Raw genomic sequence first — 24,975 nt, forward strand, 5'->3', positions numbered from 1 at the left:
CCGGAGGACTCACGTGGCCCGCACCGTCGCCCGCGTCATCGTGGACGCACTGAGCGAACTCGGCGTGCACCAGGTGTTCGGCGTCGTGGGAGACGCGCTGAACCCCCTGACGGACGCCATCCGCACGACCGAGAACCTGGAGTGGGTGGGTTGCCGGCACGAGGAGGCAGCGGCGTTCGCCGCGAGCGCCCAGTCGCAGCTCTCGGGCACCCTCGGTGTCTGCATGGGCACGGTCGGACCCGGTTCCGTCCACCTGCTCAACGGTCTGTACGACGCGGCCAAGAGCCACACCCCCGTCCTGGCGATCGCCGGGCAGGTACCGCTCGCCGAACTCGGTACCGACTACTTCCAGGAAGTCGACAACGACGCGCTCTTCTCGGACGTGGCCGTCTTCCGCGCGACCATCACCTCTCCCGACCAGCTGCCGCAGATGCTCGAGACAGCGGTACGCCACGCCCTCGGCCGCAAGGGCGTCGCGGTCCTGACCGTGCCCGGCGACCTGGGCGAGCGCGAACTGACCTCGGACCGCCCGGCCCGCTTCTCCCTGAACGCCCCGCTCAGCCGGCCCGAGGAATCCGCCGTACGGCGGGCCGCCGAACTCCTGGACCGCTCCGAACGGGTCACGCTGCTCGTCGGACGGGGCGCGCGCGGCGCGCGCGAGGACGTGCTGGCCCTCGCCGACCGGCTGGCCGCACCCATGGTGCTCACCCTCAAGGCCAAGGAGGGCTTCGAGGGCGACACCAATCCGTTCCAGGTCGGCCAGACCGGGCTGATCGGCAACCCGGCCGCCGCTTCGGCCCTGCAGGACGCGGACACCCTGCTGCTCCTGGGAACCGACTTCCCCTACCGGGACTGGTATCCGGAGGGGAAGACCGTCATCCAGGTGGACACCGAGCCCGCCCACATCGGGCGGCGCGTGTCGGTCGACGTCGGCCTCGTCGGCGACACGGGCGTGACCGTTCGCGACCTCCTCACCCACCTCGCCGCCGCGCCCGCCGGGACGGACGGTGCGCGGGACCGCTCGCACCTGGAGAAGGCACGTGAGCGCTTCGAGCACTGGCGCGAGGGCCAGGCACGGCTGGCCGATCCCGCACACGACAGGGGCCTGCTCGGCCGTGTGCGTTCCTCCCTCGACAACCGCACCCACGACATCCGGCCGGAGGCGCTGGCGGCCGTGGTGGACCGGCTCGCCGACGACGACGCCGTCTTCACCTCCGACACGGGCATGGCTACGGTGTGGCTCTCGCGGTTCGTCGAGATGCGGGGCGAGCGGCGGCTCATCGGCTCCTACAACCTCGGCTCCATGGCCAACGCGATGCCGCAGGCGCTCGGCGCCCAGTGCCTGGACCGCGAGCGGCAGATCGTGGCCTTCTGCGGGGACGGCGGGCTGAGCATGCTCCTCGGCGACCTCATGACACTGAAGACGCACCAGCTCCCCGTGAAGCTCGTCGTCTTCGACAACCGCCGCCTGGGCATGGTCAAACTCGAACAGGAACAGGTCGGGCTGCCGGAGTTCGGCACCGTCCTGGACAACCCCGACTTCGCCGCCGTAGCCACCGCCATGGGCATCGCCGGAATCCGCGTGACCGACCCCGCCGACCTGGAGAAGGCCGTACGCCGCGCCTTCGACACCCCCGGTCCCGTGCTGCTCGACGTGCTCACCAACCCGGACGAGATCGCGGTGCCGGCCAAGCCGACCGTCGAGCAGGGCTGGGGCTTCGCCGTGGCCAAGGTCAAGGAGATCGTGCGCAGCCACGGTGACGACAGCACGCACTGAGACGGTCCCGAAGGTGGGTGAACCGACCGGGAAGAAACCGGTGCGGCGTGATTGTGGGTGGACGGGGCACGCGGTCCAGCAGAAGCGGAGAAGAGCGAATTCCCACCGACCCCGGAGCCCTTGATGGTCATCGCCGTTGTCATCGCCGCATGTGTCCTCCTGGCCGTGCTGGCCTTCTTCCTGCCGCGCCTTTCCCGGCATCCGCAGAACGGTGCCCAGCGTGGCCTCGGGGCCGGCTCGCGGGCCGGGTCCAAGGCGCCCGGGGTCCTCGGGCGGCTGCTGAGCAAACCCTTCAGCTCCAGCTCCCGCGCGGTCGGTCGCAGCGGCTCCGCCGGCCGCCGGGCGCGAGGCCGCCTTCCGTTCTGAGGACTGCGGTCCGTCGCAACGGCCGTCCGGTGGCGGCACACGAGGATGATTCAGGAGATTGGTGATGTCGGAGCACGACGACAAGACCCGGCCGGACGAGGACGACGGGGCCCGGGTCGAGGCGGACCTGCTCGACGGCCTCCGTGTGGACGAACGCCGGCCGGAGAAACCGATCCTCCTGGACGCGGACGGCAGTCCGGTGGACACGTGGCTGGAGAACTACCCGTACGACCGGAAGGTGAAGAGGTCCGAGTACGAGAGGACCAAACGCGTTCTGCAGGTCGAGCTGCTGAAGATGCAGCGCTGGGTGAAGGAGACCGGCCAGCGGGTGGTCGTGCTCTGCGAGGGCCGTGACGCGGCCGGCAAAGGTGGCACGATCCAGCGGTTCACCGAGCGGCTCAACCCGCGAGGCGCCCGCGTCGTGGCACTGGAGAAGCCGACCGAGAGGGAAGCGGGTCAGTGGTACTTCCAGCGCTATGTGGCGCATCTGCCGTCCCGTGGCGAGATCGTCTTCTTCGACCGGTCCTGGTACAACCGGGCCGGCGTCGAGCGGGTGATGGGCTTTTGCACCGAGGCGGAGTACCGCACCTTCCTGGAGCAGGCCCCGCTGTTCGAGGAGATGCTGACCCGGGACGGCATCCTGTTGGTGAAGTTCTGGTTCTCGGTGTCCCAGGCCGAGCAGCGGACCCGTTTCGCGATCCGCACGGTCGACCCCGTACGCCGCTGGAAGCTCTCCCCGACGGATCTCGCCTCGCTCGACCTGTGGGACGAGTACACCGCGGCCAAGGTCGACATGTTCCGGGCGACGGACACTCCCCACGCCCCGTGGACCGTGGTGAAGAACAACGACAAACGCCGCGGTCGGCTGGAGGCGATGCGCAGCCTCCTGGACCGCTGCGACTATCCCACGAAGGATCACGCGGCCGTGGGCAAGCCCGACCCACTGATCGTGGGCGCCGCGAACACGCTGCTGGAGGCCGGTGAGGAACCCACCGACCTCTCCCCGACCCCCCTGACCGGGTCCGGCCACGGTCCCGGCAACCACCCGGCCAGGGCGGCCGACGAGCAGCGCTGATCCACGACGTCGGGCTTCGCGTGCGGTGCTGCCGTGCCGAGCTCGCCGTCGCGTGCGTACCGGTACCCGGAGAGCCGAGCGGTCGGTTCGCGCGACAGACGCGGTTCACGGGACGGGCGTGGGTACCCGGCAGATGGTCGGCGTCGACCGTGCACCGCGTCAGTCGGCCACCGACCAGCGGCACAGGGCGCCCCGGCTGGAGGAACCTGGTGAACGGCGAACCGACACCCCTGACCTGCGAGTCGCGTTTCCCCGCGGTCACGGCGAGCATTGCCGCCGCCCGGCGCTGGGCCCGCGACTGCGTGGAAGGCTTCGGCGGACCGCTGCGCAGGCACTCGATGATCCAGACCACCGAACTGCTCGTCTCGGAGCTGATCACGAACGCCATCCGCCACGGCACCGGCCCACCTCTGGTCCGGCTCACCTGGAACGGCCGACTGCTGCGTATCGCCGTCAGTGATCACAGCGACCGCCGGCCCCGCAGAAGGACCACCCGGAACACCGAGCCCGGTGGCTTCGGCCTCCAGCTCCTCGAACGAATCGCCCTCCGCTGGGGCGTCACGCCACGCAACCCCGGCAAGACCGTCTGGGTCGAACTCGGCCTCACACCCTGAGCTCACCGGGCGGTCGTGCCGGCCCGCCCAGTGCTACGGCGCAGGGGCCGGGTAAGGGGAGCGGAGCACGAGCAGGGTGATCTCGCTGGGGGCGAAGACGCGGAACGGCGGGCCCCAGAACCCGGTGCCGCGGCTGGTGTAGAGCAGGGTGCGGGTGCCGTGGTGGCTGAGGCCGGCGAGGGCGGGCTGGTCGATGCGGACCAGGTGGTGGAAGGGCCAGATCTGGCCGCCGTGGGTGTGGCCGGAGAGCTGGAGGTCGATGCCGGCGGCCGCCGCCCGGTCGACGAACTTGGGCTGGTGGGCCAGGAGCAGGACGGGCAGGTCGGGGTCGGCGCCGTTCAAGGCTCCGTCGAGGTGGGCGCGGTGACCGGCCAGGCCCGAGGACTCGGCGGTGACGTCGTCCACGCCGGCGACCACGAGGGCGTCGCCTCCGCGTTCGAGCAGCAGATGGCGGTTGCGCAGCGGCTCCCAGCCCAGCTCGTCCATCAGGTCGACCCAGCCCTGCGCCTCGCTGTAGTACTCGTGGTTGCCGGTGACGTAGACACGGGCCAGGGTGGCCCGCACGGTCCCGAGCGGGGTGGCCTGCGCGCGGCGCCGTTCGGCCGTGCCGTCCGCGATGTCGCCGGTGTGGCAGACCACGTCCGCTTCCAGAGTGTTCACCGTCTCGCACACCCGTGCCGACCAGCGGGCGCGATCGAGCGGGCCGTAGTGGGTGTCGGTGATGAGGACGACGCGCAGGCCGTCCAACCCGGCACCCAGCCGCGGGAGTCGTACGTCGAGTCGGCGCACCCGCGGCACACGGCGGGCCTCGGCGTAGCCCCAGACGAGCAGGAGGGCGGTCACGCCGAGGACGGCCCAGGTGACGGTTCGGGCCCGGTCCTGACTCTCGCCGACGCCGGCCACGGTCAGAGCGAGCCGCAGGAAGACGCCGAGCAGAACGGACCAGGTGAACAGGACCCAACTGGCGCCCAGCAGGGTGTCGCCGAGGATCGCCGCCCGGTCCTGCTGGCGCCGGCCATGGCCGCGCGCCATCGCGAGCGGCATACCGGCGAGGCCGAGAACGAACAGGGCGGTGCCGGCCAGGGGCACGGGCAGCGGCCAATGCTGGCCGGTGTACAGCAGCACCCAGCAGGGCACGGCCCACAGCAGGACGGGGGCGATCAGGGGGAGGTAGCGCATCAGGCGGAGCAGTCGGCTCTGCCGCGGAGCTTGCGCTTCCCGGTCGGCGGGCCGGGTGTTGCTGGTGTCGGTCACGGCTTGCTCTCTCTCACCGGACTGCCGTAGGGCAACCAATCGTACGATCGAACGCCGCTTCCCTTTCGTGACCTGGATGTGCGGCGTCAGCGGCTGAACACGAGTTCGGCCTGGTCGCGCCGGGTGGTGTGCAGCTCCCAGTGGACGGGGGGAGATCTCTTCCGGCTGTGCCGTCGGGAAGCCGGGGACGGCCGGCGTGCCGATCGACACGTCGATGCCGACGTGGGCGGCCTGGACGCCGGTGCCGTCCAGCTCCTTGTGGAGGTTGATCGCCCAGTTGCGCAGCGCGGCGGCGGCCGCGTTGACGTTCCCGACCTGGGGGACGGGGTCGATGGAGCCCGCTCCGGTGGTGTAGAGCAGCGTGCCCGCGCCGGCCTCCCGCATCGCCGGCAGCACCGCCTTGGTGGCGTTGATGGCGCCGTAGAGCTGGAACTCGATCTCGTGCTGCACATGGGACGGCTCGGTCTCGGCCGGAGTGGTCAGAGCAGTGGAGGCGAACGTCCCCACCGGGGAGTACTCCAGGATGTCGATCCCGCCGAACCGTGCGGCGGCGTCCGTGAGTGCCCGGGTGAGCGCGTCGCGGTCGAGGACGTCCGCGGGGAAGGCGGCGGCGGTGATGCCCTGGGCGCCGAGCTTGCCGACGAGACCGTCGAGCTTGTCACGGTTGCGGGAGATCAGGGCTGTCCTTCATATGTCGTCCCTCTCGGTCGGTCGTGCCCTTGGGCCGGTTCAGCCTTCGAGAGGCTCGTAGTCGAACCAGTCGAAGTGGACGGTGCCTTCGGCGGCGTACATGCCGATGACCCGGCCGGTGAAGCCGCCGGCGACCTCGGTCGACAGATAGCGGCCGTCGAAGGACGCGAACTCGGTGAAGCTGCCGTCGGGTCGTTCGATGCCGAGGGAGACGACGTCGGGTCCGGTGCACGGTCCGTGCGGAGGCGGTGGGTCGCTGATCGTGACGGCGAGGACCAGGGGTCCGGCGGGCACGGAGCCCTCGGCCACGACCGTGCGCAGGGAGCCGACGCGCGCGATCACCCGTACGTCCGTCCCGGACGCCTCGATCGCGTAGTGATGCCGCTCGTCCAGCCGGACGGCGAGGCCGCCGCGGCCCTGCTCCGGGTCGACGAGGGTGCGGGCCCGGCAGGTGAGGTGCTGCTGGCGCCGGCCGGTGAACACCACGTCGGGCTCGTCCAGGGAGCCGCCCCGAGCGCGGAGCGTCAGCCATCCGGGGCGCTCCTTGGCGGTGCAGAGCTCGGGGTCGCGGTCCCGCACGGATATCCAGGCCGGTCCGAGCTCGCCGAGTTCGAAGTCGTCGCGCCGTTCCTCGGCGGGCGCGGGGGAGAGCGGCCAGGGGAGCTCGGGCGGCTCCAGGGTGACCTCGCCGACGACCGGCCAGCCGTCCTCCCAGGTCACCGGTGCCAGGAAGGTCTCCCGGCCGAGCACGTGCCAGCCGGGAGTGCCGCCGCGTGGCCGTACGCCGAGGAAGACCATCCACCAGGAGCCGTCGGGCGCCTGGACCAGGTCCGCGTGGCCGGTGTTCTGCACGGGGTGGTCGGTGCCGCGGTGGGTGAGGACCGGGTTGGCGGGGCACGCCTCGAACGGGCCCTGGGGTGTGCGGCCGCGGGCGATCGACACGCCGTGGCCGCGCTCGGTGCCGCCCTCGGCGATGAGCAGGTACCAGTAGTCGCCGATCCGGTACAGGTGCGGCGCCTCCGGAGCCTTCGCGCCGGGGCCGCCGGACCAGAGCTTGCGGGGGGTTCCGTACGTCTCACCGGTGGCCGGGTCGAGGCGGACCTGCGACACCCCGGCGACCGTGCACCAGCAGGTGCCGTCCTCGTCCCAGGCCAGGTCGGGATCGATCCCGGGCACGCCCGGCGCCGGGACCGGATCCGACCAGGGGCCGGCCGGGTCGGTGGCCGTGACGACGAGGTTGCCGCCGCCCTCGCTGCAGTTGGTGACGATCAGCCAGAAACGGCCGTCGTGGTGGCGCAGGGTGGGGGCGTAGATGCCGCCCGAGGACGTCATGGATGCGGGCAGACGCAACTGCTCCGGCCGGTCCAGCGCGTTGCCGATCTGCCGCCAGTGCACGAGGTCACGGCTGTGGAAGAGGGGTACGCCGGGGAAGTACTCGAAGCTTGAGCAGGCGAGGTAGTAGTCGTCGCCGACACGGCAGATGCTCGGGTCGGGGTGGAACCCGGGGAGCACGGGGTTGGCGGCGCGGGCGGGAGGGGTTGGAGGGGGCACCCTCGGTCGTCCTTTCGTCGAGTGAACGGCAGAGCGCTCAGCGAGCGTCCGGCTCGGTGCGCTTGTCGGTGTGACCGCTCGCGTGACCCTGCGCAGTGTCGAAGCGCTTCACTTGTAGGGGAAGTTAACGGACGTGTTTCTTGCGGAACAAGAGCAACGGCAGAGCGAAAGTTTCTTGATCAGGGAAAATCGCGCGTCAGCAGGGGCGACAGCGAGCGTTGATGCGCTTCGACAGCCAGGTCAGCGCACGAGGCGTACTTCGCGCAGCCGGATGGTGGCCGCCGGACCGACCGCTTCGAAGCGCACCTCGACGGGCCCGGCGGGACGATCCGCGTGGAGCGGGAGCACTCGGGAGACTTCCTCGGTCTCGGCCTCGGGCGTGAGCGTGTCCAGCACCTGCCCGTCGACCAGGACGCGGGTCGGCCCGGCTCCCGCTGAGGGAAGGAGGATCACCTGCAGACCGGTGGCGGCGCCGGCGTGGTCGGTCAGACGGTAGGACCACCATCCGGTGGCGGCCCGCCACCTCACCCCGTCGGTGAGCTCCGACCAGGTGTCCTGCCCCTCGAACCGGTGGTCGCTCTCCGGCTGTTGCTCGCCCGCGGCAACGGCGTCGACCGTGCGGTCGTACAGGGTCAGTGCCGCCTCGTCGGCCTTGCGCAGCTCCGCCCGCCGCTCCTGGAGCCGTTCCGGTTCCGCCACGGGGAAGTAGAGAACGTAGCGGGATTCATGGATGCCGGCGAACGGGACGAGAACGACGGACTCACCAGGTCGTGCGTCCACGTGCTCCAGGGCGAACGCCGGCCGGTCCGGGGCGAGTCGGCGCACACCGGCCGCCAGCTCGGAGGTGCTGCGGGCGAGCACGACGGGCAGGTGCTCCAGGGGGCGCAACGGGCCGCCGGCGACGTGTCCCATCCGGGAGTCGTCGGCGAAGTGTCCGACCAGGTCACCCCGGTCGCCCTCGGCCGCGAGCACGGTGGGACCGTAGCGGAACGACACCCACGGCGAGCCGTCGGGGAGCAGTTCCGCGCTGACACGCGGGCGAAGGCGCATGGTGATCGTGTCCCCTGCACGCCACTGCCGCTCCAGACGCACGTAGGTCAGGGGCCGTCCGCCTTCCCCGCGGCGCGTCGTGAGCGGGGCGGGTCCCCCCTCGGCCGGTGTGCCGTTGACACGGACCTGCGGCGGCCCTTCGTGCCAGCCGGGGACGCGTAGGTGGATCGCCACGGGGGTGGCGGGAGCACTGCGGACCGCGAGTAGCACCTCGCTGTCGTAGGGGGCCGTCGTGGTCTGCTCGAGCACCAGGTTCCGCTCGGGCAGGCTGAGCCGGGAGGCGATGAAGAGATTGACGAACAGGTCGCCGTCCTCGGCGGTGTACACCAACTCCCCGTATTTCGCGTGGTTCTCCAGCCCGGTGCCGACGCAGCACCAGAAGCAGTTCTGGGGCGTCGACACCACGCGGTAGTGGCCGGGTCGCACGGGCGTGAAATACACCAGCCCGCCCTTGGGGTGCAGGGACGACAGGATGTGGTTGACCGTCGCGCGCTCGTAGTGGTCGAGCACCTCCGCGTCCGGCTCTTCGAGGAACAGGGCGCGGCTCAGCTTGAGCATGTTGTAGGTGTTGCAGGTCTCGGGACCCTCGGGCGATTCCAGGGCGGAGCCGAAGTCGTCGCGGGGATGCAGGTGTTCGCGTACGGAGTTGCCGCCGAAGGAGAAGGTCCGGTGCCGCGTCATGGTCCGCCAGAAGAACCGGGCGGCGTCCCGCAGGCCGGGATCGTCGACGACCTCCCCGAGCCGCTGGTACCCCACGGCCTTGGCGATCTGGGTGTTGGCGTGCATCCCGTCGAGGACGTCTCGGTGCTCACGCAAGGGCTGCAGCAGGGACCGGTCGAGGAAGCGCCGTGCCAGGGCGGCGTACCGGTCCGTGCCGGTGACGTCGGCGAGGTCCGCCAACGCCTCGCACATTCCACCGAACTCCGTGCGGAGCATGGCCTCGTGGGTGTCGTCGTCCATCCCCGCCGCCACCCGGTCCCACCAGTCGGCCAGCCGTCGTACGGCGGCCAGGGCCAGGTCCGAGCCGGCGTGCCGGTGGGCGTCCAGCAGGCCGGCGAAGAGCTTGTGCAGGTTGTACCACGGCACCCAGGCGCCACCGAGGACGAACGAGTCCGGGTCCACCTGTCCTGTGGCCACCCGCCGCCACAGCCGAACACCGTCGGGAACGCCCCCGACGTAGCCGGTGCCCAGGGCGTCCTGGCACTCGACGACCCCCTGAACCAGCCGCTCCACCATGGCCCTCGGCCGGGGATCGTCGGTCACCGCGCTCATGAGAGCCGCACCCGACAGTGCGTGCCCGACGGTGTGGCCGTCGAGACCCGAGTTCTCCCAGTTGCCGTAGGACTCGGCGACCGCCGGCAGGCCCGCCTCGCGGCGCAGGGGCGCGAGGAGCCGGTCGGTGTCGAGGGACAGCAGATAATCCAGAGCGGTGGCCTGCGCGTCCAGGAACGGGCCGGGGAGAAGACGTACCGCGCTGCGGGGGAGTGACTGCATGGGTGCTCGTTGTCCCTTCGACATGACCTTGCGCGCTGCGGTGGACAGCGTCGCGACTGATGGTGCGTGATCAGGAATCGCGATGCCGTCACCGATCGCAACGCCTTGGCCGCCGACGAGCTCGTGGAGCGCTCCGGGTCCTGTGTCAGGATCTTGAGGTGCCCACTCGCCCATACGACAGCCGGATTCGCGCGGAAACGGGATGACGACCGATGACCGACACCGCTGAGGCCGAGATTCTCGCCGACGTCCACCGGGGCGTCGGCCGCATCCTGCTGAACAGGCCCAAGGCACTCAACGCCCTGACGACAGACATGATCGTCGCCATCGACCGTGTCCTCGCCGGGTGGGAACACGCACCGCTGTCCGCTGTGGTGCTCGCCAGTACCAACCCGAAGGCGTTCTGCGCGGGCGGAGACATCCGCGCGATCCGCGAGCACAGCCTCGCCGGGGACGCCGGGGCCAGTGAGCGGTTCTTCGCCACCGAGTACCGGCTCAACGCCCGGATCGCCGAGTACCCCGTGCCGGTCGTGTCGCTCATCGACGGCCTGTGCATGGGCGGCGGCCTCGGCCTGTCCGTCCACGGCGGCTTCCGCGTCGTCACCGAGCGCGCGGCGCTGGCGATGCCCGAGACCGGGATCGGCTTCTTCCCGGACGTCGGGGCCAGTTACTTCCTGCCACGGCTGCCCGGAGCGATCGGCATGTACCTGGGACTGACCGGGCACCGGCTCGACGCGGCCGACGCCCTCTACACGGGACTGGCCACGCACTTCGTCCCCACTCACCGCATCGACGCGGTCGGCGACGCTCTGGCCGACCGTCCCGGCGACCCGGTGGACGTGGTCCTGAACCGCCTCGCCGGCCGTTCCCCGGTGGCGCAGAGCAGGCTGGCGGAGGTGCGCGAGGAGGTGGACCGGGTGTTCGGTGCGCCGACCCTGAGCGAGATGGAGAAACGTCTGCGCCACCTCGACACCCCGTGGGCGGCGGCCACGTCGGTCGCCCTGGAGTCCGCCTCACCGCAGAGCCTGGAGATCACTCACGCCCTGCTGGCCCGGGGCAGGCAGCGCACGTTGCGCGAGTGCCTCGACGCGGAACTCGCCCTGGGGCGGACCATCATCCGCACGCCGGACTTCCTGGAGGGTGTCCGCGCGGCCCTGGTCGACAAGGACCGCACACCGCACTGGCAAGGGGCGTCGCTCGACGCGGGGACGCTGCCGTACGGCTCGTAGGGGCCCTGCGGTCGGCAGGGCCTCAGTCGATGCCGGGCGCCGGCGATCAGTCGTTGCCGGGCACCATCGAGACGACGACCTTGCCGGCCTTGGTGCGGCCCTGCTCGACGTACGCCATCGCCTCGAGCGTCCGGTCGAACGGGAAGGTGCTGTCGATGACCGGGCGGAGCTTCCCGCTGTCGTAGAGGGCGCCGAGCTCGCGCAGTTGGGAGCCGTTGGCCTGCATGAAGAAGAACTGGTAGCGCACGCCCAGCGCCTTCCCCTGCCTGCGGATCCTGCGACTGAGCACGCTCATGGCCAGGCCCAGGAAGGAGGGAGTCCCGAGCTGCTCGGCGAAGCCCGCGTCCGGCGGGCCGACGACACTGATGGCCAGCCCGCCGGGCTTGAGCACGGTCAGCGACTTATCGAGGTTGGTGGAGGAGCCCCGCGCGGGTTGCGCCAGAAGCCCAAGGGCCGCGTCTGTCGGAGCGTGCTCACTCCGTCCGGGAAGCGCAACGGGCACCTGTCCGCGCCGCGGACGCGCGCGTGCCGGGGCTCGGCGGACAAGGCGTGGGAGTCACGCCCGGGGTGCGGGGACCGGGAAGAGCATGCAGCTGCTGGTGGCGTGGGCGAGCAGTCGATCCGTGGCGTCGACCAACTGCGCCTGCGCGAGAGCGGTTTGGCGGCCCTTGCTGACGACCGTGCCGATGGCGCGCACCGGCCCCGTCTCCACGGTGACCCGCCGCAGGAACTTCACGGTCAGGTCGAGCGAGGTGTACGCCATCCCCTGCGGGAGCGTGGTCTGGACGGCGCAGCCCGCCGCCGAGTCGAGCAGCGTGGCGAAGACACCGCCGTGCATGCTGCCGATCGGGTTGTAGTGCTCCTCGCCCGGTGTCAGCGAGAAGACCGCCCTGCCGGGCTCCACCTCGTCCAGGGTGAAGTCGACGGTGTAGTTGATCGGCGGCGCCGGCAGCCGCCCCGCCATCAGCTCACGCAGGAAGTCGATGCCGGCCATGCGCCCGGCGGCCTCCGCCGCGATCGCGGGATCGTCCCATTGATACGTACGCGTTCGCCCCACGGTCCGGCGCCCTTCGCTCCGACTGTCAGCTGGCTTTGTCGAATGAAGCTAGATGTGTGCTCCACTGACTGTCAATGGGGAAGTCAGGCCCCCTACGATGGCGGGATGGAGTGGCTTGAGGCGAGCACGGAGAACTGCCCCGTCCAGCGCACGCTCGACGTGATCGGGGAGAAATGGACGCTGCTGATCCTGCGTGACGCCGTCAACGGCGTCCGCCGCTTCGACGCCTTCCACCGTCACATCGGCCTGTCGGAGGCCGTCCTCAGCGACCGACTCCGCAAGCTGACCTCGGCCGGCATCCTCAGGACCGTCCCCTACCAGGAGCCCGGCAGCCGCTCCCGCAACGAATATCGCCTGACCCGCAAGGGCTGGGACCTCTGGCCCGTCCTTATGGCGCTGACCCAGTGGGGCGAGACCTATGCCCTCGGTCCCGAGGGCCCCGTTCTGGACGTGCGCCACACCGAGTGCGACGCCCCCGTCCGCGTCGTCGTCGAGTGCTCCGCGGATCACTCCGCTCTCACCGCCCGCGACGTCACCGCCCGGCTGGGAACAGGCGCCCGCCTCCGGTCGTGACCCGTCGACCTCGCGGTGGCGGGCCAGGCGGCGGTGGGCGTCAGTCGCGGTTCCGTGGCGGGGACGGGTATCGGGTCCGGCGGATGCCGACGCCGGGTGTCCCCCACCTTTGCCGGCACAGCGACACCTTCTTTGCCGGCACGGCGACGCCTTCAAACCGGCCGAGGGGGCCGCCTTCCTCGCCGGAAGGCCACGCCGACCGGAGCGCCGGCACCCCGCCTGTACGCGCCGGACTTCCGCGATCACGTCGCCGACGGCACCACCCGACTTCCGCCGCGCCGGCCGACCGATCAAGGTGCTGGAGGTCCGCATGTTCAAGGTGGCGACCTCGCGACGCTCTTCGCTCAGCCGCAGTCCTGAGCGGGCACGCCCCCTCTTTGGATTACGTTCGCAATACCATACACTGGCGCGGTCGGTAAAGGACAACCGGCTCTCTGGGTCGGCGAGGGAGCGTGCGCTGTGGTGCGGTACGGAAAAGAGCACAAGTCGGAGACGAGGCGGCGGATCATCGAGACGGCGGGCCGCCGGTTCAAGCAAGACGGTATCGACGGCTCCGGGGTCTCGACCCTCATGAAGGACGCGGGGCTCACCAACGGGGCCTTCTACGCCCACTTCGCATCGAAAGAAGACCTCGTCACCACGGCGATCGCCGACCAGTTGAAGGCGCAGGCCGAGAGTGTTGTCGAGCAGGCCGCACCCGGCCGTGCCGGACTCGAGCAGATCGTGCGGGGTTACCTTTCGCCCCAGCACCGCGCAAGGCTTGGCGACGGCTGTCCCAACGCCGCCCTGCTCGACGAGATCGGGCGCTGCGCCGACGCGACCAGGCAGGCATACACCGACGGCGTGCTGGTTCTCGTCGAGGGCATTGCAGCCCGCATCGCGCCCGAAAACCCTTCCTCCGCCCGTGTGGAGGCGCTCAGCCTCCTCGGTCTGATGGCTGGAACGCTGCAGCTGTCCCGCGCCTTGACCGACAGCCGGCTCGCCGCTGAACTCCTCGAACAGGGCGTGAACAACGTCCTCGCCCTACTGGACGCCGGGCAACGCGTCTGACGCGGCGGATCATTGTGGTGTGCGACGCATCTCTTGTCACCACATGAAATTACGGTCATACTTTAAAAGTCGTCGACCTCTACATGGCTTTTGTCGTCGGCCGAACTGACTGCAGTCGCAGTGCAGGACCCCCACATGCAGAAGGGGCGGTCATGAACGACGCACAAGAAGTACGAAGCGACGTGGTGACGTCGTACAAGAAGGCTCCCACCCGCACTCTCACTGTCGGGGGAGTGACCTTCGCCTACCGCGACCTCGGGCCGAAGGCCGGCGTCCCGGTGGTCTTCATCACCCACCTTGCCGCGGTCCTCGACAACTGGGACCCCCGGGTCGTCGACGGCATCGCTGCCAGGCGTCGGGTCATCACCTTCGACAACAGGGGTGTCGGCGCCTCCAGTGGCACGACACCGAGAACCATCGAGGAGATGGCGAGGGATGCCGTCACCTTCATCCGGGGGCTCGGGTTCGAGCAGGTCGACATCCACGGCTTCTCGATGGGCGGGATGATCGCCCAGGTGGTCGCGCAGGAGGAACCGCGGCTCGTCCGCAGGCTGATCCTCACGGGTACCGGCCCCGCGGGCGGCGAAGGCATCAGGAACGTGACCCGGCTGTCCCACCTCGACACCGCCCGGGGCCTGCTCACCCTGCAGGACCCGAAGCAGTTCCTCTTCTTCACCCGCACCGCACGTGGACGTCGAGCCGGGAAGCAGTTCCTGGCCCGGCTCAAGGAGCGCACCCACGACCGGGACAAGGCGATCTCTCTCCCGTCGTACTTCGCCCAGCTCAAGGCCATTCACCGCTGGGGGCTCGCGCGGCCGCAGGACCTCTCCGTCATCCTTCGGCCCGTACTCGTCGCCAACGGCGACAACGACAGGATGGTGCCGACGAAGAACTCGTTCGACCTGGCCCGACGACTGCCCAACGCCGATCTGGTCGTCTATCCCGACGCCGGCCACGGAGGCATCTTCCAGTTCCACGAGCAGTTCGTGTCGGAAGCCCTGGACTTTCTTGAGCGGTAGTGGGCGTCGGGGGGTGCCCCCATGCCTTTACGGGCTGCCCCGCGATTGTTCCGCAGCAGCCAGCCACCCGGGCCAGATCCTGAAGACCGACGTCACGCCATGTCCCGAATTGGCCAACAGCATCCCCCAGGGTGCGGCGCCGTTCGCATGCCCACGAGGTGCACAGCGTTCCCCTGGAGGGGAAACGGTCGGGACGGCGGCCGATCTGTCCGTCGCAGGCCCCGTCTGGGATGCTGAAGGCCAGGCTCGACAGGGGGGCAGACGGTGTATGCGGAACCTATGGCGCGAGCCGTTGTGGAACCAGCGATACTCAAGCTGATACGGCAATACCCCCGTGGCAGGTCGTTCTCCACGACGGTCACATTCGGCGGGGACGACTTCAGCATGTGCGCCCACATACGGGCGCAGTGGGCGGCACCCGGGCAGGTGAAGATCGCACTGGCCTGTTGGGTCGTCAACATGGATACCGCGCGCTATGTCGGTGACAACCCACCTGCCAGGGAGGAGATGCGCCTGCCACCGGAAGGCACAGCGGAGTGGGACGAGGAACTGACCAGCCGGGTGATCGGCCACCTCGCAGCTCGTATGAACGCTCTTGCTACCGCTCTGCCAACCACCGACGAACACCTCACCATCACCGTGCCTCTCATCCTGACGTAGTCCGGTTGAAGGGTCGGTCGCACAACGCCCGGGGGGCGCCCCGGCCTAGACCGCACACACAGGTGACCAGAGCCAGCCCGGTCGCTACCTGCATCGGCCGCCTCGCGATTGATCGCGGTCACGTCAGGGGGGGCAGAAGATCGTTGCAGGGCCCAGGCGGCAACCCGCCCGGTGCCTTCGTACGGATCCGGACCGGCGAAGGCGCTGTGCGGGTGCCGACCAACCCACTACTGAAGGGACACGGACACGGTGCCCGCTCTCCCTGCCACGACTGACCGGGCTGTCACCCTGCTGCGTGAGTTCGGCGCCGAAAGCATCGCCCACCCCGGCGGCACTCTCCTTACCCACCTCCAGCGTGTACAGGCGCGGCTGGCGACGTGGAAGGCCCGTCCGGACCTCCAACTCGCCGGTCTGTGTCACGCGTTCTACGGCACGGACGGCTTTTCCACAGCACTGCTGCAACTGGACCGTCGCAATGACCTTGCAGCGGTGATTGGCGCCGAGGCCGAGGCCATCGTGTACCTGTACGCCTCATGCGACCGGAAAGCAACGTACCCGGCTCTCAATCAGGCCGATGCTGCCTTTCACGACAGGTTCACCGGCCGCTCCCACGTTCCAGGGCCACAGTTGCGCCGGGACTTCACCGAACTGTCGGCGGCCAACGAACTCGATCTCGCCATCGTCGATTCCGGCTTCCGCGATAAGTGGGGCCCTCAGTTGCTCGCCCTGTTCACCAGACTCCAGGATTTGCTGAGTGCTGACGCCTGGCTCGAGTGCCGCACGGTGCTTGGTACTCCTGCCTCCCCGCTGACGAACCAACACGCCAATTCTGGCTTGTCGGCGTGGAAGGCTGACCAGCGCTGAGATGGTGGACAACCGGCCGCTGTGGTGGCCTTACGGGTGAGGGGTCCCTGGCCGTAGTCGGTAGGGCAGGGCGCGGACTGCTGGACGCCGCTCTGAGAGCTGTTCACGGAGGGGACGCTTCTCGACAGTCGCTTGGTGCATGGCGCCCATGAGGGCCTCGATGTCGGCCTTGAGCTGTCGCGCATCAGTTCCGCATAAGCCTCCCGGTCGCGGCCGGCCGCCTGTTGGCGGGCGATGGTGGCCTCGTCGGGCTGGAGTCGCTCGTAGACGGAGGAAAATACCCGCGATGTGGGGTCCGGCGAGGTACATGGCGGCGGTCTTCTCGTAGCGGGTTGCGATGCCGCGCCACTGCTTTAAGGCGGTTCATGCACCGCTCGACGCTGTTGCGCTGCTTGTAGGCGAAGGCCGGTGGCCTGCCGACTTGGCTGCCGCGCCGCAGCCGGTGCACCTGCTGGTCCGCCGGTACGGGGATCACCGCACGAATCCCGCGTTTGGGCGGGGCGCAACCCTGCGGACGTCTTCGACTTCGCTGGTCGATCGACTCTTCGACCTGAACGTCGGGGGCGCGCTCAAGACGGTCCGTGCCGCCCTGTCGAGGCTCGTCGAGGACCGTGGGCGGCTCGTACTCATCTCGTCGGTGTTCGCCTTCGTCAACGGGGCCGGCGCCATCCCGTACGCGATGAGCAAGGCGGCGGTCGAGCAGCTCGGCCGTGGGCTGCGGGTCGAACTCGCCGCTCACGGCGTCAGTGTCACGACCGCGTGCTTCGCGGTGATCAACACGGACCTGACTCGTCCCTGCTCGGACCCGAACAGGCTGTAGACGGCGCGGTTCGTGCTACCGACCTCGGATGCCACTCCGCGGAGGGGGAGATGGCCATGGACTTCCACGAAACACCCCTACGGCCTCGGCTCCCACGACGCGCCGCCCCCGGCCCAGCCTCCGCACCCGTCCGCGTCACATCGTGGCGCGCAGGTGGCTGACGGTGACGAAGTGGTAGCCGCGGGCGGTGAGGGTACGCAGGATCTCGGGGACGGCTGCGACCGACGTGGGGTGGATGTCGTGCAGGAGGACGACGTCGTCGGGGTGGGCCTTGGTGATGACGGTCCGGGCGACCTTGGCGGGGTCGCGGTACTTCCAGTCCTCGGTGTCCACGTCCCACAGCACGGCGGAGAGGCGGGTGGCGGCCCGGACCACGGGGCTGATCGCGCCGTAGGGAGGACGGAACAGGGTGGGGGTCGTGCCGGTGGCGGCCTTGACGGCGGCGCTGGTGCGGTCCAGCTGGGAGGCGATCTGCTCGCGGGTGAGCCGGGTGAGGTCGGGGTGGTTCCATGAGTGGTTGCCGACCTCGTGGCCGGCCTTCGCCTCGGCGCGCACGAGGTCGGGGTGGGCGGCGACGTTCTGGCCGACGGTGAAGAACGTGACGCGTGCCCGGTACTGGGCGAGGTAGGTGAGCAGGGTCGCGGTCTCCGGGGCGGCGGGTCCGTCGTCGAAGGTCAGGGCGATGCACTTGACCTTCTTGCAGTCGGTGTCGTCGTCACCGGAGGCGGTGTGGGTGGGGACGGCCGGGGCGGGGACGTGGGGCGCGCCCAGGTCGAGGGAAGGGCTGGGGCTCACGGTCTGCCGCTGGGCGCGCTTGCCGAACCGGGACAGCCACGGCGTGATCGTCGCCTCGGGGAGGGTGACCGTGTAGGCCCCGGCGGGCGGGGCGCCCACCTCGCCGCGGTCGAGGTTCACCCGCAGTGCGCCGTCGGAGGTGAAGTCCATGTCGTCCAGGGCGGCTGCCCGGGCGTCGGGGTCGGAGAGCGTGGCGTCCAGGGTGGCGGACTCCACGCCCTCCCGGCCCCTGAGCTGATCTTTCACAGCGGCGACGAAGGCGTCCCGGGAGCCGCCGGCGACGAGTCCGAGGGCCGTGCGGGAGGCGCCCGCCCTGCCGTCGTACCAGTACGTCGTCGCGGACTGTCCGTCCGAGGCGGCACTGTGGTCCTGCGTGGTGAGGCGGACGCCGAGTACGTCGCCGGAGGCCACCAGGAACTGGTGGCTGATGTTGAGCTCGCCGCCCTCCACGCTGTCCGAGCCGTCCGAGCACGCCCCGGAGCGGAAGATCGCCAGGCGATGCTCCACGTCCTTCTTCATCGTGGCCGTCATCGCCTCCGCGCCCGGCACGTCCGGGTAGCTGGTGGCGAAGGGGCAGGAGCTGTTCTCGCTGTTGTCGTCGACGATCTCCAGGCCCTTGATCTTCGACGGGTCGACCGTCCGGGCCGGGGACGGTGACGAGCCGGGCCGTGCGCCGTCCGTGACCGGTGGTTCGGACGTGCCGTGCGCACAGGCCGAGGTGAGCGAGCCGAGCAGCAGGAGGGCGGGGAGCAGGGTGCGAGAGCGCATGTGACCAGAACCTGTGGAGAGGAGGACCGGCCGCCGCGTCCGAGTGATGCGACGGCCGTTGTGATCTCCGATCGTTCTGGGCAGGGGTGTTTTTCAGCGAGCCCCCAAGTCACCGTGAACAATTCAGTGCGCTGCCGGGCAGACCTGCCGGTACGGCGCGTCGGGGACGTACCGCCGCCACTGCGCCCGGGTCAGTCCGCCACCGGCACGTTCGCAGACGGCGCGGACGGCCGCGTCGGGGGCGATGGGGTGGCGTTGCAGGACCACGTCGGGGCCGGTGGCGTAGACCGTGCCGTCGTCCCGTCCGAAGGCGAGGGAGCGGATCTCGTCCCCGGCCGTGGGCAGGTCGCCGCCGAGGAGCCGCTGGCCCGCGGTGTCCCACAGGCGGAGGGTGCCGTTGGCTCCCCCCACGGCGAGGGTGCTGCCGTCGGCGGAGAAGGCCAGTGCGCCCACGGCCTCGGTCAGGCTGGGCGGAGCGGTGTCGGCGGTGCCGGTCAGCACACCCGTGGCGTGCCGCAGGTCGGCGTCCCAGAGCGTCACGTGCCCGGTCGTGTCCCCGACGGCGAGGCGGCTGCCGTCACGGCTGAAGGCGAGGGCGGTGACCTGACGGCCGTCGGCGAGAGCCCATCCGGTGACCTTGCCGGAGGTCAGGTCGGCGTACTGGTCCAGGCCGCCGACGAGGAGCCGTCCGTCCGGCCGCACGGCCACGGCCTGCCCGAAGAGGCCGTGCAGGGTCCGCGGGGCGCGGTGGCTCCGGGTGTCCCAGACCTCCGCCGCCTCGCCGTCGCCCGCGGAACGTACGGCCAGCAATGTGCGCCCGCCGGTGCCCAGGGCGAGCGCGGAGACCGGGCGGTCGGCCGCTCCGGAGGTGGTGAAGCTCGTACGGACCGTATGGGCCCGTACGTCCCACACGGTGAACCGCAGCCGCAGGGAGCCGCCCGAGGAGGTGGTGTCGGCGACGGCGAGCGTCCGGCCGTCCGGGCTGAAGGCCGACAGCGGGGTGTCGTCGCCGGTGTCCTCCGGCAGGGGACCGAGCGTGCTCCGCGCGAGGACCGCGCCGCTGCCGGTGGAGCGCAGGTCGAGGCGGTAGCCGTGCCCGGACCGGGTGACGGTGGCGAGGGTGGTGCCGTCCGGGTCGAGGAGCGTGGCGTCGGCCGGGGTGCTCTGCCAGGGGGCGGCGAGGCGGTCGGTGAGGTCGAGGGTGTGAACGGTGGCGCGGTCGAGGTAGCGCAGGGTCCGGCCGCCGTGGTCCGGGGTCCACGTCAGCCCCCTGACCTCCGCGCCGGCCAGCGGCCGGTGGAAGACCTGCCCGCCACCCGACGCCAGCCGCCATACGGCGATCTCCTGGTCGTCGGTCGTGGCGAGGAACTCTCCGTCCGGGGAGAGGTCGGCCTGGGCGAAGCCCGTGGTGCCGCCGCTGGCGAAGTCGGCGACGACACGCCCACTGCGGACGTTCCAGACGGTGGCCGTTGTGCCGTGGGCCACAGCCAGCCGGCTGCCGTCCGCGCTGAGGCGCAGCAGCCGCTCCCCGCCGTCGGCTCCCGTGCCGGTGCCGCAGACCAGGGCGTCCGCCTTGTCCCACTCCCCGGACAGCCGCCTGCCGCGCACGGTGTCCCACACCTGCGGCGGGCCCTGGGCGGGACAGAGCGCGGCCAGGTGTCCGCCGGGGCCGAGGGCCGACGTGGTGATGGTGCGGGAGACGCCGGTGGTGAAAAGGACCCTGCCGTCCGTCCGCCGGACCTGCACCTGGCCGGGCCCGTCGATCGGCTGGGTGAGGTACGCGTCTCCGGCCGGCGTGGTCGCCCCGATCTCCGTATCGCCCATATCGGCGGCGGACCTCCCCTCGGGGAGGTTCCACAGGGTGTCGTCGGCCGCCCCGGTCAGGACGAGGAAGCGCCCGTCGGGGCCGACGCCGGACGCCTCGGTGCCGCTCGGCAGGCGGTAGGCGCCCGTGCGACGGTGCCCGGCCACGCTCCAGGCGGTGACACGGCTGCCGTCGGCCCTGAGCAGGGTGCGTCCCCGGTCGGTGAGGAAGCGCCGGACGTCCTCGCCGGCCTGCGGGTCGGTGAAGGCGTCCCGTTCGGGCTGGGCGAGCGCGCGCAACAACGCCGAGCGGGACTCGGTCAGCGGCGCGATCCGCCACGCGGCGGCGCCGAGCAGGGACGCGGTACGGGGATCGGTGGCGCGCAGGCTCTCGGCGACGGTTGACAGGCGCCGGGCAGCGGCCTTGGCGGACTCCTCTTCGCTCGCCCGCTCGCGCTGCCAGGCGACGAGTCCCGCGGTCAGCGCGAGCACGAGGAACACGCACAGACCGATGGCGAGGGCCCGTGTGCGAAGGGCGGCGCGCGTCCCGGCGTCCCGCTCGGCGGCACGGGCCGCGGCCGAGGCGGTCAGGAAGGCCCGCTCCAGCAGGATGAGGTCGTCGTTCTCCGCCGCCTGCCATTGCCTGCCGAACAGCTCCTCGGCGCGGTCCAGTCGTGCCCCCCGGTACAGCGCGCCGGGATCACGGTCCAGCTCCTCCCAGGCGCGGGCGGCCTCCCCGACAATCCGCTGGGCGCGCAGCCGCTCCCGGCCCTCCTCGATCCAGCCGGCGAGACGCGGCCAGCCGGTGATCAGCGCTTCGTGGGCGAGTTCCACGGTGTCGCCGTCCAGGGTGACCAGGCGGGCGGCGGCCAGACGTTCCAGGACGTCCGGCGCACCGGGTCCGAACTCGGACCGCGATGCCGGGCGGCGCGTGTCGGCCGTACGGTCGCCCGGGGCGATCAGCCGCAGCAGGATGCGCCGGGCGGTACGGGTCTGGCCCTCGTCCAGGTCGCCGTAGACCTGCTCGGCCGTGGCGGCGATCGCCCCGCGCACACCGCCCGTCTCCTCGTACGCGGCCAGCGTCAGCGTGCGGCCCCGGCGGCGGCGCCATGTCTCCAGCAGGGCGTGCGAGAGCATCGGCAGCGCGCCCGGCCGGTCGCCGACCTCCTCGGCGATCCGCGCGCTCAGCACCCGCTCCACGTTGAGCCCCGCCGCGGTGGCCGGGCCGGTGACGACCTCCCGCAGCTCGTCCGCGTTCATCGGCCCGACCAGCAGGTTCGCGTGAGCGACCGCCTCCGCCAGCTCCCGGTGCTCGGCACAGTGGCCGTAGAAGTCACCGCGTACGGCGACCACCACCCGCAGCCGGCTCTCCGGCTCACGCGCGCGGAGCAACAGGTCCAGGAAGGCGTCCCGCTCCTCACGGTCGTGGCAGAGCGTGAACAGCTCCTCGAACTGATCGACGATCACCCAGGTGTCCAGCTCACCGTGCTGGGGAACCAGCGCCTGCCGGTGCGTGTGGGCGGGCCGCTCGCCGGGGGTGAGAACCCGGACCACGGCCGGACGGGCGGCCCCCCTGTCGTCCCGCAGCAACGGAATGAGTCCGGCCCGCAGAAGCGAGGACTTGCCGCTGCCGGAGGGCCCGAACACCGCCGCGAAGCGGTGCGCGTGCGCCAGGTGCAGCAGCTCGCGGACCAGTTCCGCCCGGCCGAAGAACAGGTCGCTGTCAGCCGGTTCGAAGCGGGCCAGCCCACGGTACGGCGCCCGCTCGTCGGCCGTGGGGGCCCGCAGCTCGGTGTCCGCCTCCCGCCAACGGGCCGCCCACTCGTCCGGGTCGGCGTCGAGCGCCTCCGCGTACGCGCGCACCACCGCCAGTGTCGGCAGCTGGTCGCCGGCCGCGGCCTGCGACAGCGCGGTCGTGGAGTAGCCGGCCCGCTCGGCCATCTCCCGGTACGGCGGCTTGCCGGCTTTCTCCCTCAGCAGGCGCAGGTCGTGCGCGAGGCGCTGGACCGGACCGGCACCGGGGTCGACCGGTTTTTCTCGTCGGCCCACCTGGTGGCACCTTTCCACCCGCGAACAACTCTCGAACAACCCTGGAACACAAAACGGAGCTCAACCTACGTTTTCAGTCATCCACAGGCAATCCCCGTCCATCACGCGAGAACGCCCCGCTCAGGGCACCAGCTCGATGGCGTCGTAGGAGACCCCGGGGCTGAGGTAGGCGGTGCCGCCGGAGCCGCTGACGATGTCGATCGTCAGCTCCTGGTAGGCGTCGGCGGACCTGGCCCAGGCGCTTGCCGGGATGGCGTAGCTGTAGGTGTGGTTGGTTCCCCGGTAGGAGCCGACGGTAAGGGAGCGGGTCGTGGGTTCCTTGGCGGGCTGGGGCACGGGGGAGACCCAGTCGTTGACCTTGATCCGGGGCCTGCCGTTGGCGAAAGCGGTGGTGATGCCGATGTTGAGGGTGTGGCCGGAGGTCAGCTGCTGCTGCGTCAGCCTGAAGCGGATCTTCAGTTTGTTGTTGATGTCCGCCCACTGGTAGCAGGGGAAGTCCGCCGCGGCGGAGGAGCCCACCGTGTGGACACCGGTGGCCCAGGGCCTCGCCCGCGCGTCGGAGGGGTGCATGGTGGTCATGAGGGAGGCGTTCTTGAAGCCGCCGGGGGTGCCGGTCCAGTCGCCGATGCGCCAGATCGCGGGGTTCCGGCTCGGGTCCGCGGTGACCTTCAGTGTGTGCAGGGCCGTCGTCCTCCCGGCCGTGACGGTGACGGACTCGGTGTGGACGGCGAGTTCGTCCTTGTACACGGTGAGCGTGTAGGTGCCCGGGAGCATGTACGGGGAGAGGAAGTGCCCGGTGGCCGCGTCGGCCTTCGCCCAGTACTGGGCGGCGGCGTTCGCGAAGCCCACGGTGTAGGCGTGGCCGTCGCTCCGGCCGCTGACGCCCACGCCGGCGACCCGTCCGCGACCGGCGCGGCCGACCCAGCCGACCAGGCCCAGACCGTCGACCCAGGAGGTGTCGATGACGTCGTGGCTGAGCGAGGGGGCGGGTGCGCCGCCGTCGGTGAAGGCGAGGACGTAGGGGCCCTGGAGGCCGAAGCGCATCGGCTCGGTCTGGTTCTCGCCGTAGTAGAGGATCTCGTACAGCCCGGCGCCGTCCTCGTAGTGGTGACGCATGAGCGAGCGGTAGAACGGGCCGCCGGAGGCCTTCTCGTGGTTGCTGCGCACCATCCACAGGCCGGTCTTGCCGTCGCTCCAGCCGACGTGGTCGTAGTCGATGACGCGCTGGTTGGAGTAGTGCTTGGAGCGGGTGGTGCCGTTCGGCTTGCGGCGGATGTCCTGGGCCTCGATCAGGGTGTCGGTGCGGGCGTCCCAGGTGTCGGGGTCGTTGTTGGGGAACAGGCCCGGCCTGACGCGGACGATGTAGCGGGTGGCGGTGATGGAGGCGTCCGCCTTGTTCGTCCACAGGTAGACGTTGTTCTCGCCCCGGCGGGCGGCGTAGTAGTGGTGCATCGTGCCGTGCACGACGGTGACCAGGATCGTGTCGCCGGTCTTGCGGATGCTCACGGACGAGGCGCCGAGACCCGTCTCGACCTGGGAGTTGCGGTTGCCGTAGCCCTGGTACTCGGTGCCCCTGTGGACCAGGGAGGTCAGGTCGCCGTTGCGGTGGTCGACCTTGAAGACCAGGTCGGCGCCGGTGGTGATGACGTAGGCCCGTCCGTCGTCGCGGTACCCGAAGGCGCTGGGCGCCGCGTCGGCGCTGGCGAGCAGGGGGCCGGCGACCGCGGCGCCCCCGCCGAGGACGAGTCCGCCGGCGGCGGTTCTGAGCAGGACGTCGCGACGGGTCGGACGTCGGTGACCCTGTGCGGCCATGGTGGTTCCGTTCGTGAGCAAGAGACTGACGGGCTGGGGTGTGCGCGGCGGTGGCGGCCGGACCGGGCCCGGTCAGCCACCGCCGGGTGTGCCTTCCGGTTACCGGACGGTGCGGTAGGCGTTGCGGATCGTGCCGGTGTAGGTGTTGCCGGCGGTGTCGGCGAGGTCTGCCCTGAAGGAGACGGTGCCGGGCCGCTTTGGGTTGGTAAGGGCCAGGTAAGCCTTGCCGCTCGCCGCGCCGTGCACGGTGACCGGCTTCCAGGTGCGCCCGCCGTCGTACGACACCTTCACTGTCAGCGAGCTCAGGTGCCCCTTGGCGACGGCCGGGCCCTGTGCCGGACAGGCTCAGCTTCGGGTGGAAGCGGACGACGGACATCGGCCAGGCGACCACCTGGGTCTCGGGCGTGTTCGCCGAGGTGAAGGTCCACACGCCCTCGACGCAGTCACTGATCCTGTAGCCCCTGCTGCGGTCGGCGGTGACGGAGCGACGCAGGTGTGGCCGACGAAGTGCCGTACCGAATACCCGATGCCGTTACGGCCCTTGCCCGGCCGCACCTCGACCACCCGGCCGTGGCCGTTCACGGCGACGGTGTCACCGGTCAGCA

Annotated in this window: 21 protein-coding genes and 2 pseudogenes; 12 read left to right on the forward strand and 11 right to left on the reverse strand. The window is 70.8% G+C overall.

All coding sequences use genetic code 11. The features are described 5' to 3' along the window. The first annotated feature begins 13 nt into the window (after positions 1-13). The 4 genes from ACIRP7_RS05720 to ACIRP7_RS05735 all read left to right on the forward strand — a co-directional run bounded on the left by ACIRP7_RS05720 (position 14) and on the right by ACIRP7_RS05735 (position 3,832). Positions 14-1,777 carry a thiamine pyrophosphate-dependent enzyme gene (locus ACIRP7_RS05720; protein ID WP_403654423.1) on the forward strand — a complete coding sequence of 588 codons (1,764 nt, stop codon included), beginning with the start codon at positions 14-16 and terminating at the stop codon, positions 1,775-1,777. Between the two features lie 123 nt (positions 1,778-1,900). Beyond that, positions 1,901-2,143, forward strand: coding sequence for a DUF6411 family protein (locus ACIRP7_RS05725; RefSeq protein WP_365463968.1), 243 nt, complete (start codon positions 1,901-1,903; stop codon positions 2,141-2,143). A 64-nt stretch (positions 2,144-2,207) separates the two neighbouring features. Further along, positions 2,208-3,218, forward strand: a complete 1,011-nt coding sequence (gene ppk2, locus ACIRP7_RS05730; RefSeq protein ID WP_403654425.1) for a polyphosphate kinase 2 — start codon at positions 2,208-2,210, stop codon at positions 3,216-3,218. A 209-nt stretch (positions 3,219-3,427) separates the two neighbouring features. Further along, positions 3,428-3,832: an ATP-binding protein gene (locus ACIRP7_RS05735; RefSeq protein WP_403654427.1), complete on the forward strand. Its 405-nt coding sequence runs from the start codon at positions 3,428-3,430 to the stop codon at positions 3,830-3,832. Between the two features lie 33 nt (positions 3,833-3,865). Here ACIRP7_RS05735 and ACIRP7_RS05740 read toward each other — a convergent pair whose 3' ends face one another. The 4 genes and pseudogenes from ACIRP7_RS05740 to ACIRP7_RS05755 form a co-directional block, all read right to left on the reverse strand. Next, positions 3,866-5,086, reverse strand: coding sequence for a metallophosphoesterase (locus ACIRP7_RS05740; protein ID WP_403655116.1), 1,221 nt, complete (start codon positions 5,084-5,086; stop codon positions 3,866-3,868). A gap of 279 nt (positions 5,087-5,365) precedes the next feature. Further along, a pseudogene (locus ACIRP7_RS05745) lies at positions 5,366-5,764 on the reverse strand (SDR family NAD(P)-dependent oxidoreductase); the annotation flags it as partial. A gap of 51 nt (positions 5,765-5,815) precedes the next feature. Then, positions 5,816-7,327: a glycoside hydrolase family 43 protein gene (locus ACIRP7_RS05750; protein ID WP_403654429.1), complete on the reverse strand. Its 1,512-nt coding sequence runs from the start codon at positions 7,325-7,327 to the stop codon at positions 5,816-5,818. A gap of 240 nt (positions 7,328-7,567) precedes the next feature. Further along, positions 7,568-9,871, reverse strand: coding sequence for a beta-L-arabinofuranosidase domain-containing protein (locus ACIRP7_RS05755; protein WP_403654431.1), 2,304 nt, complete (start codon positions 9,869-9,871; stop codon positions 7,568-7,570). A gap of 212 nt (positions 9,872-10,083) precedes the next feature. Here ACIRP7_RS05755 and ACIRP7_RS05760 point away from each other — a divergent pair, with 212 nt between their 5' ends. Next, positions 10,084-11,100 carry an enoyl-CoA hydratase/isomerase family protein gene (locus tag ACIRP7_RS05760; protein ID WP_403654433.1) on the forward strand — a complete coding sequence of 339 codons (1,017 nt, stop codon included), beginning with the start codon at positions 10,084-10,086 and terminating at the stop codon, positions 11,098-11,100. Between the two features lie 46 nt (positions 11,101-11,146). On the opposite strand, the gene ACIRP7_RS05765 is transcribed toward ACIRP7_RS05760, so the two are convergent. Together ACIRP7_RS05765 and ACIRP7_RS05770 are read right to left on the reverse strand one after the other, a co-directional pair. Then, positions 11,147-11,602 carry a zinc-binding dehydrogenase gene (locus ACIRP7_RS05765; protein ID WP_403654435.1) on the reverse strand — a complete coding sequence of 152 codons (456 nt, stop codon included), beginning with the start codon at positions 11,600-11,602 and terminating at the stop codon, positions 11,147-11,149. A gap of 54 nt (positions 11,603-11,656) precedes the next feature. Further along, positions 11,657-12,157: a PaaI family thioesterase gene (locus tag ACIRP7_RS05770; protein WP_403654437.1), complete on the reverse strand. Its 501-nt coding sequence runs from the start codon at positions 12,155-12,157 to the stop codon at positions 11,657-11,659. 105 nt (positions 12,158-12,262) lie between these two features. On the opposite strand from ACIRP7_RS05770, the gene ACIRP7_RS05775 reads away from it, so the two are divergent. The 5 genes from ACIRP7_RS05775 to ACIRP7_RS05795 all read left to right on the forward strand — a co-directional run bounded on the left by ACIRP7_RS05775 (position 12,263) and on the right by ACIRP7_RS05795 (position 16,323). Then, entirely contained in the window at positions 12,263-12,730 is a 468-nt protein-coding gene (locus tag ACIRP7_RS05775) for a winged helix-turn-helix transcriptional regulator (RefSeq protein WP_403654439.1), read from the forward strand. Positions 12,731-13,189: 459 nt separating this feature from the next. Continuing rightward, a complete protein-coding gene (locus tag ACIRP7_RS05780; RefSeq protein ID WP_403654441.1) occupies positions 13,190-13,780 on the forward strand; it encodes a TetR/AcrR family transcriptional regulator in 591 nt (196 codons plus the stop codon). A 152-nt stretch (positions 13,781-13,932) separates the two neighbouring features. Then, positions 13,933-14,799: an alpha/beta fold hydrolase gene (locus ACIRP7_RS05785; protein ID WP_403654443.1), complete on the forward strand. Its 867-nt coding sequence runs from the start codon at positions 13,933-13,935 to the stop codon at positions 14,797-14,799. 426 nt (positions 14,800-15,225) lie between these two features. Beyond that, a complete protein-coding gene (locus ACIRP7_RS05790; RefSeq protein WP_403654445.1) occupies positions 15,226-15,459 on the forward strand; it encodes a hypothetical protein in 234 nt (77 codons plus the stop codon). A gap of 249 nt (positions 15,460-15,708) precedes the next feature. Then, positions 15,709-16,323 (forward strand): DUF6817 domain-containing protein, encoded by a 615-nt coding sequence (locus tag ACIRP7_RS05795; protein ID WP_403654447.1) that lies wholly within the window; start codon positions 15,709-15,711, stop codon positions 16,321-16,323. Positions 16,324-16,499: 176 nt separating this feature from the next. On the opposite strand, the pseudogene ACIRP7_RS05800 reads toward ACIRP7_RS05795, so the two are convergent. Beyond that, positions 16,500-16,595, reverse strand: a pseudogene (locus ACIRP7_RS05800) (TetR/AcrR family transcriptional regulator); the annotation flags it as partial. A 149-nt stretch (positions 16,596-16,744) separates the two neighbouring features. Here ACIRP7_RS05800 and ACIRP7_RS05805 point away from each other — a divergent pair. Further along, positions 16,745-17,143 carry an SDR family NAD(P)-dependent oxidoreductase gene (locus ACIRP7_RS05805; protein ID WP_403654449.1) on the forward strand — a complete coding sequence of 133 codons (399 nt, stop codon included), beginning with the start codon at positions 16,745-16,747 and terminating at the stop codon, positions 17,141-17,143. A 135-nt stretch (positions 17,144-17,278) separates the two neighbouring features. Here the strand turns inward: ACIRP7_RS05805 and ACIRP7_RS05810 are convergent, their stop codons facing one another. The 4 genes from ACIRP7_RS05810 to ACIRP7_RS05825 all read right to left on the reverse strand — a co-directional run bounded on the left by ACIRP7_RS05810 (position 17,279) and on the right by ACIRP7_RS05825 (position 24,661). Then, positions 17,279-18,706: a polysaccharide deacetylase family protein gene (locus ACIRP7_RS05810; RefSeq protein ID WP_403654451.1), complete on the reverse strand. Its 1,428-nt coding sequence runs from the start codon at positions 18,704-18,706 to the stop codon at positions 17,279-17,281. Between the two features lie 123 nt (positions 18,707-18,829). Then, the gene (locus tag ACIRP7_RS05815; RefSeq protein ID WP_403654453.1) at positions 18,830-22,558 is read right to left on the reverse strand and encodes a helix-turn-helix domain-containing protein; all 3,729 of its coding nucleotides are present in this window, start codon (positions 22,556-22,558) and stop codon (positions 18,830-18,832) included. Between the two features lie 120 nt (positions 22,559-22,678). Beyond that, the gene (locus ACIRP7_RS05820) at positions 22,679-24,370 is read right to left on the reverse strand and encodes a rhamnogalacturonan lyase B N-terminal domain-containing protein (RefSeq protein WP_403654455.1); all 1,692 of its coding nucleotides are present in this window, start codon (positions 24,368-24,370) and stop codon (positions 22,679-22,681) included. Positions 24,371-24,469: 99 nt separating this feature from the next. After that, complete coding sequence (locus tag ACIRP7_RS05825; protein ID WP_403654457.1) at positions 24,470-24,661, reverse strand: hypothetical protein; 192 nt, start codon at positions 24,659-24,661, stop codon at positions 24,470-24,472. A 41-nt stretch (positions 24,662-24,702) separates the two neighbouring features. On the opposite strand from ACIRP7_RS05825, the gene ACIRP7_RS05830 reads away from it, so the two are divergent. Further along, positions 24,703-24,828, forward strand: a complete 126-nt coding sequence (locus ACIRP7_RS05830; protein WP_403654459.1) for a hypothetical protein — start codon at positions 24,703-24,705, stop codon at positions 24,826-24,828. Positions 24,829-24,975: the final 147 nt, after the last annotated feature.

Source organism: Streptomyces sp. NPDC102270, from assembly GCF_044766405.1.
Taxonomy (GTDB): Bacteria; Actinomycetota; Actinomycetes; order Streptomycetales; family Streptomycetaceae; genus Streptomyces.

What these genes read in the sequence shown, in the direction of transcription:
- ACIRP7_RS05725 (WP_365463968.1), top strand. Translation starts at nt 1,901, where the DNA reads ATGGTCATCGCCGTTGTCATCGCCGCATGTGTCCTCCTGGCCGTGCTG.
- ppk2 (WP_403654425.1), top strand. Translation starts at nt 2,208, where the DNA reads ATGTCGGAGCACGACGACAAGACCCGGCCGGACGAGGACGACGGGGCC.
- ACIRP7_RS05755 (WP_403654431.1), bottom strand. Translation starts at nt 9,871, where the DNA reads ATGCAGTCACTCCCCCGCAGCGCGGTACGTCTTCTCCCCGGCCCGTTC.
- ACIRP7_RS05760 (WP_403654433.1), top strand. Translation starts at nt 10,084, where the DNA reads ATGACCGACACCGCTGAGGCCGAGATTCTCGCCGACGTCCACCGGGGC.
- ACIRP7_RS05775 (WP_403654439.1), top strand. Translation starts at nt 12,263, where the DNA reads ATGGAGTGGCTTGAGGCGAGCACGGAGAACTGCCCCGTCCAGCGCACG.
- ACIRP7_RS05785 (WP_403654443.1), top strand. Translation starts at nt 13,933, where the DNA reads ATGAACGACGCACAAGAAGTACGAAGCGACGTGGTGACGTCGTACAAG.
- ACIRP7_RS05810 (WP_403654451.1), bottom strand. Translation starts at nt 18,706, where the DNA reads ATGCGCTCTCGCACCCTGCTCCCCGCCCTCCTGCTGCTCGGCTCGCTC.
- ACIRP7_RS05820 (WP_403654455.1), bottom strand. Translation starts at nt 24,370, where the DNA reads ATGGCCGCACAGGGTCACCGACGTCCGACCCGTCGCGACGTCCTGCTC.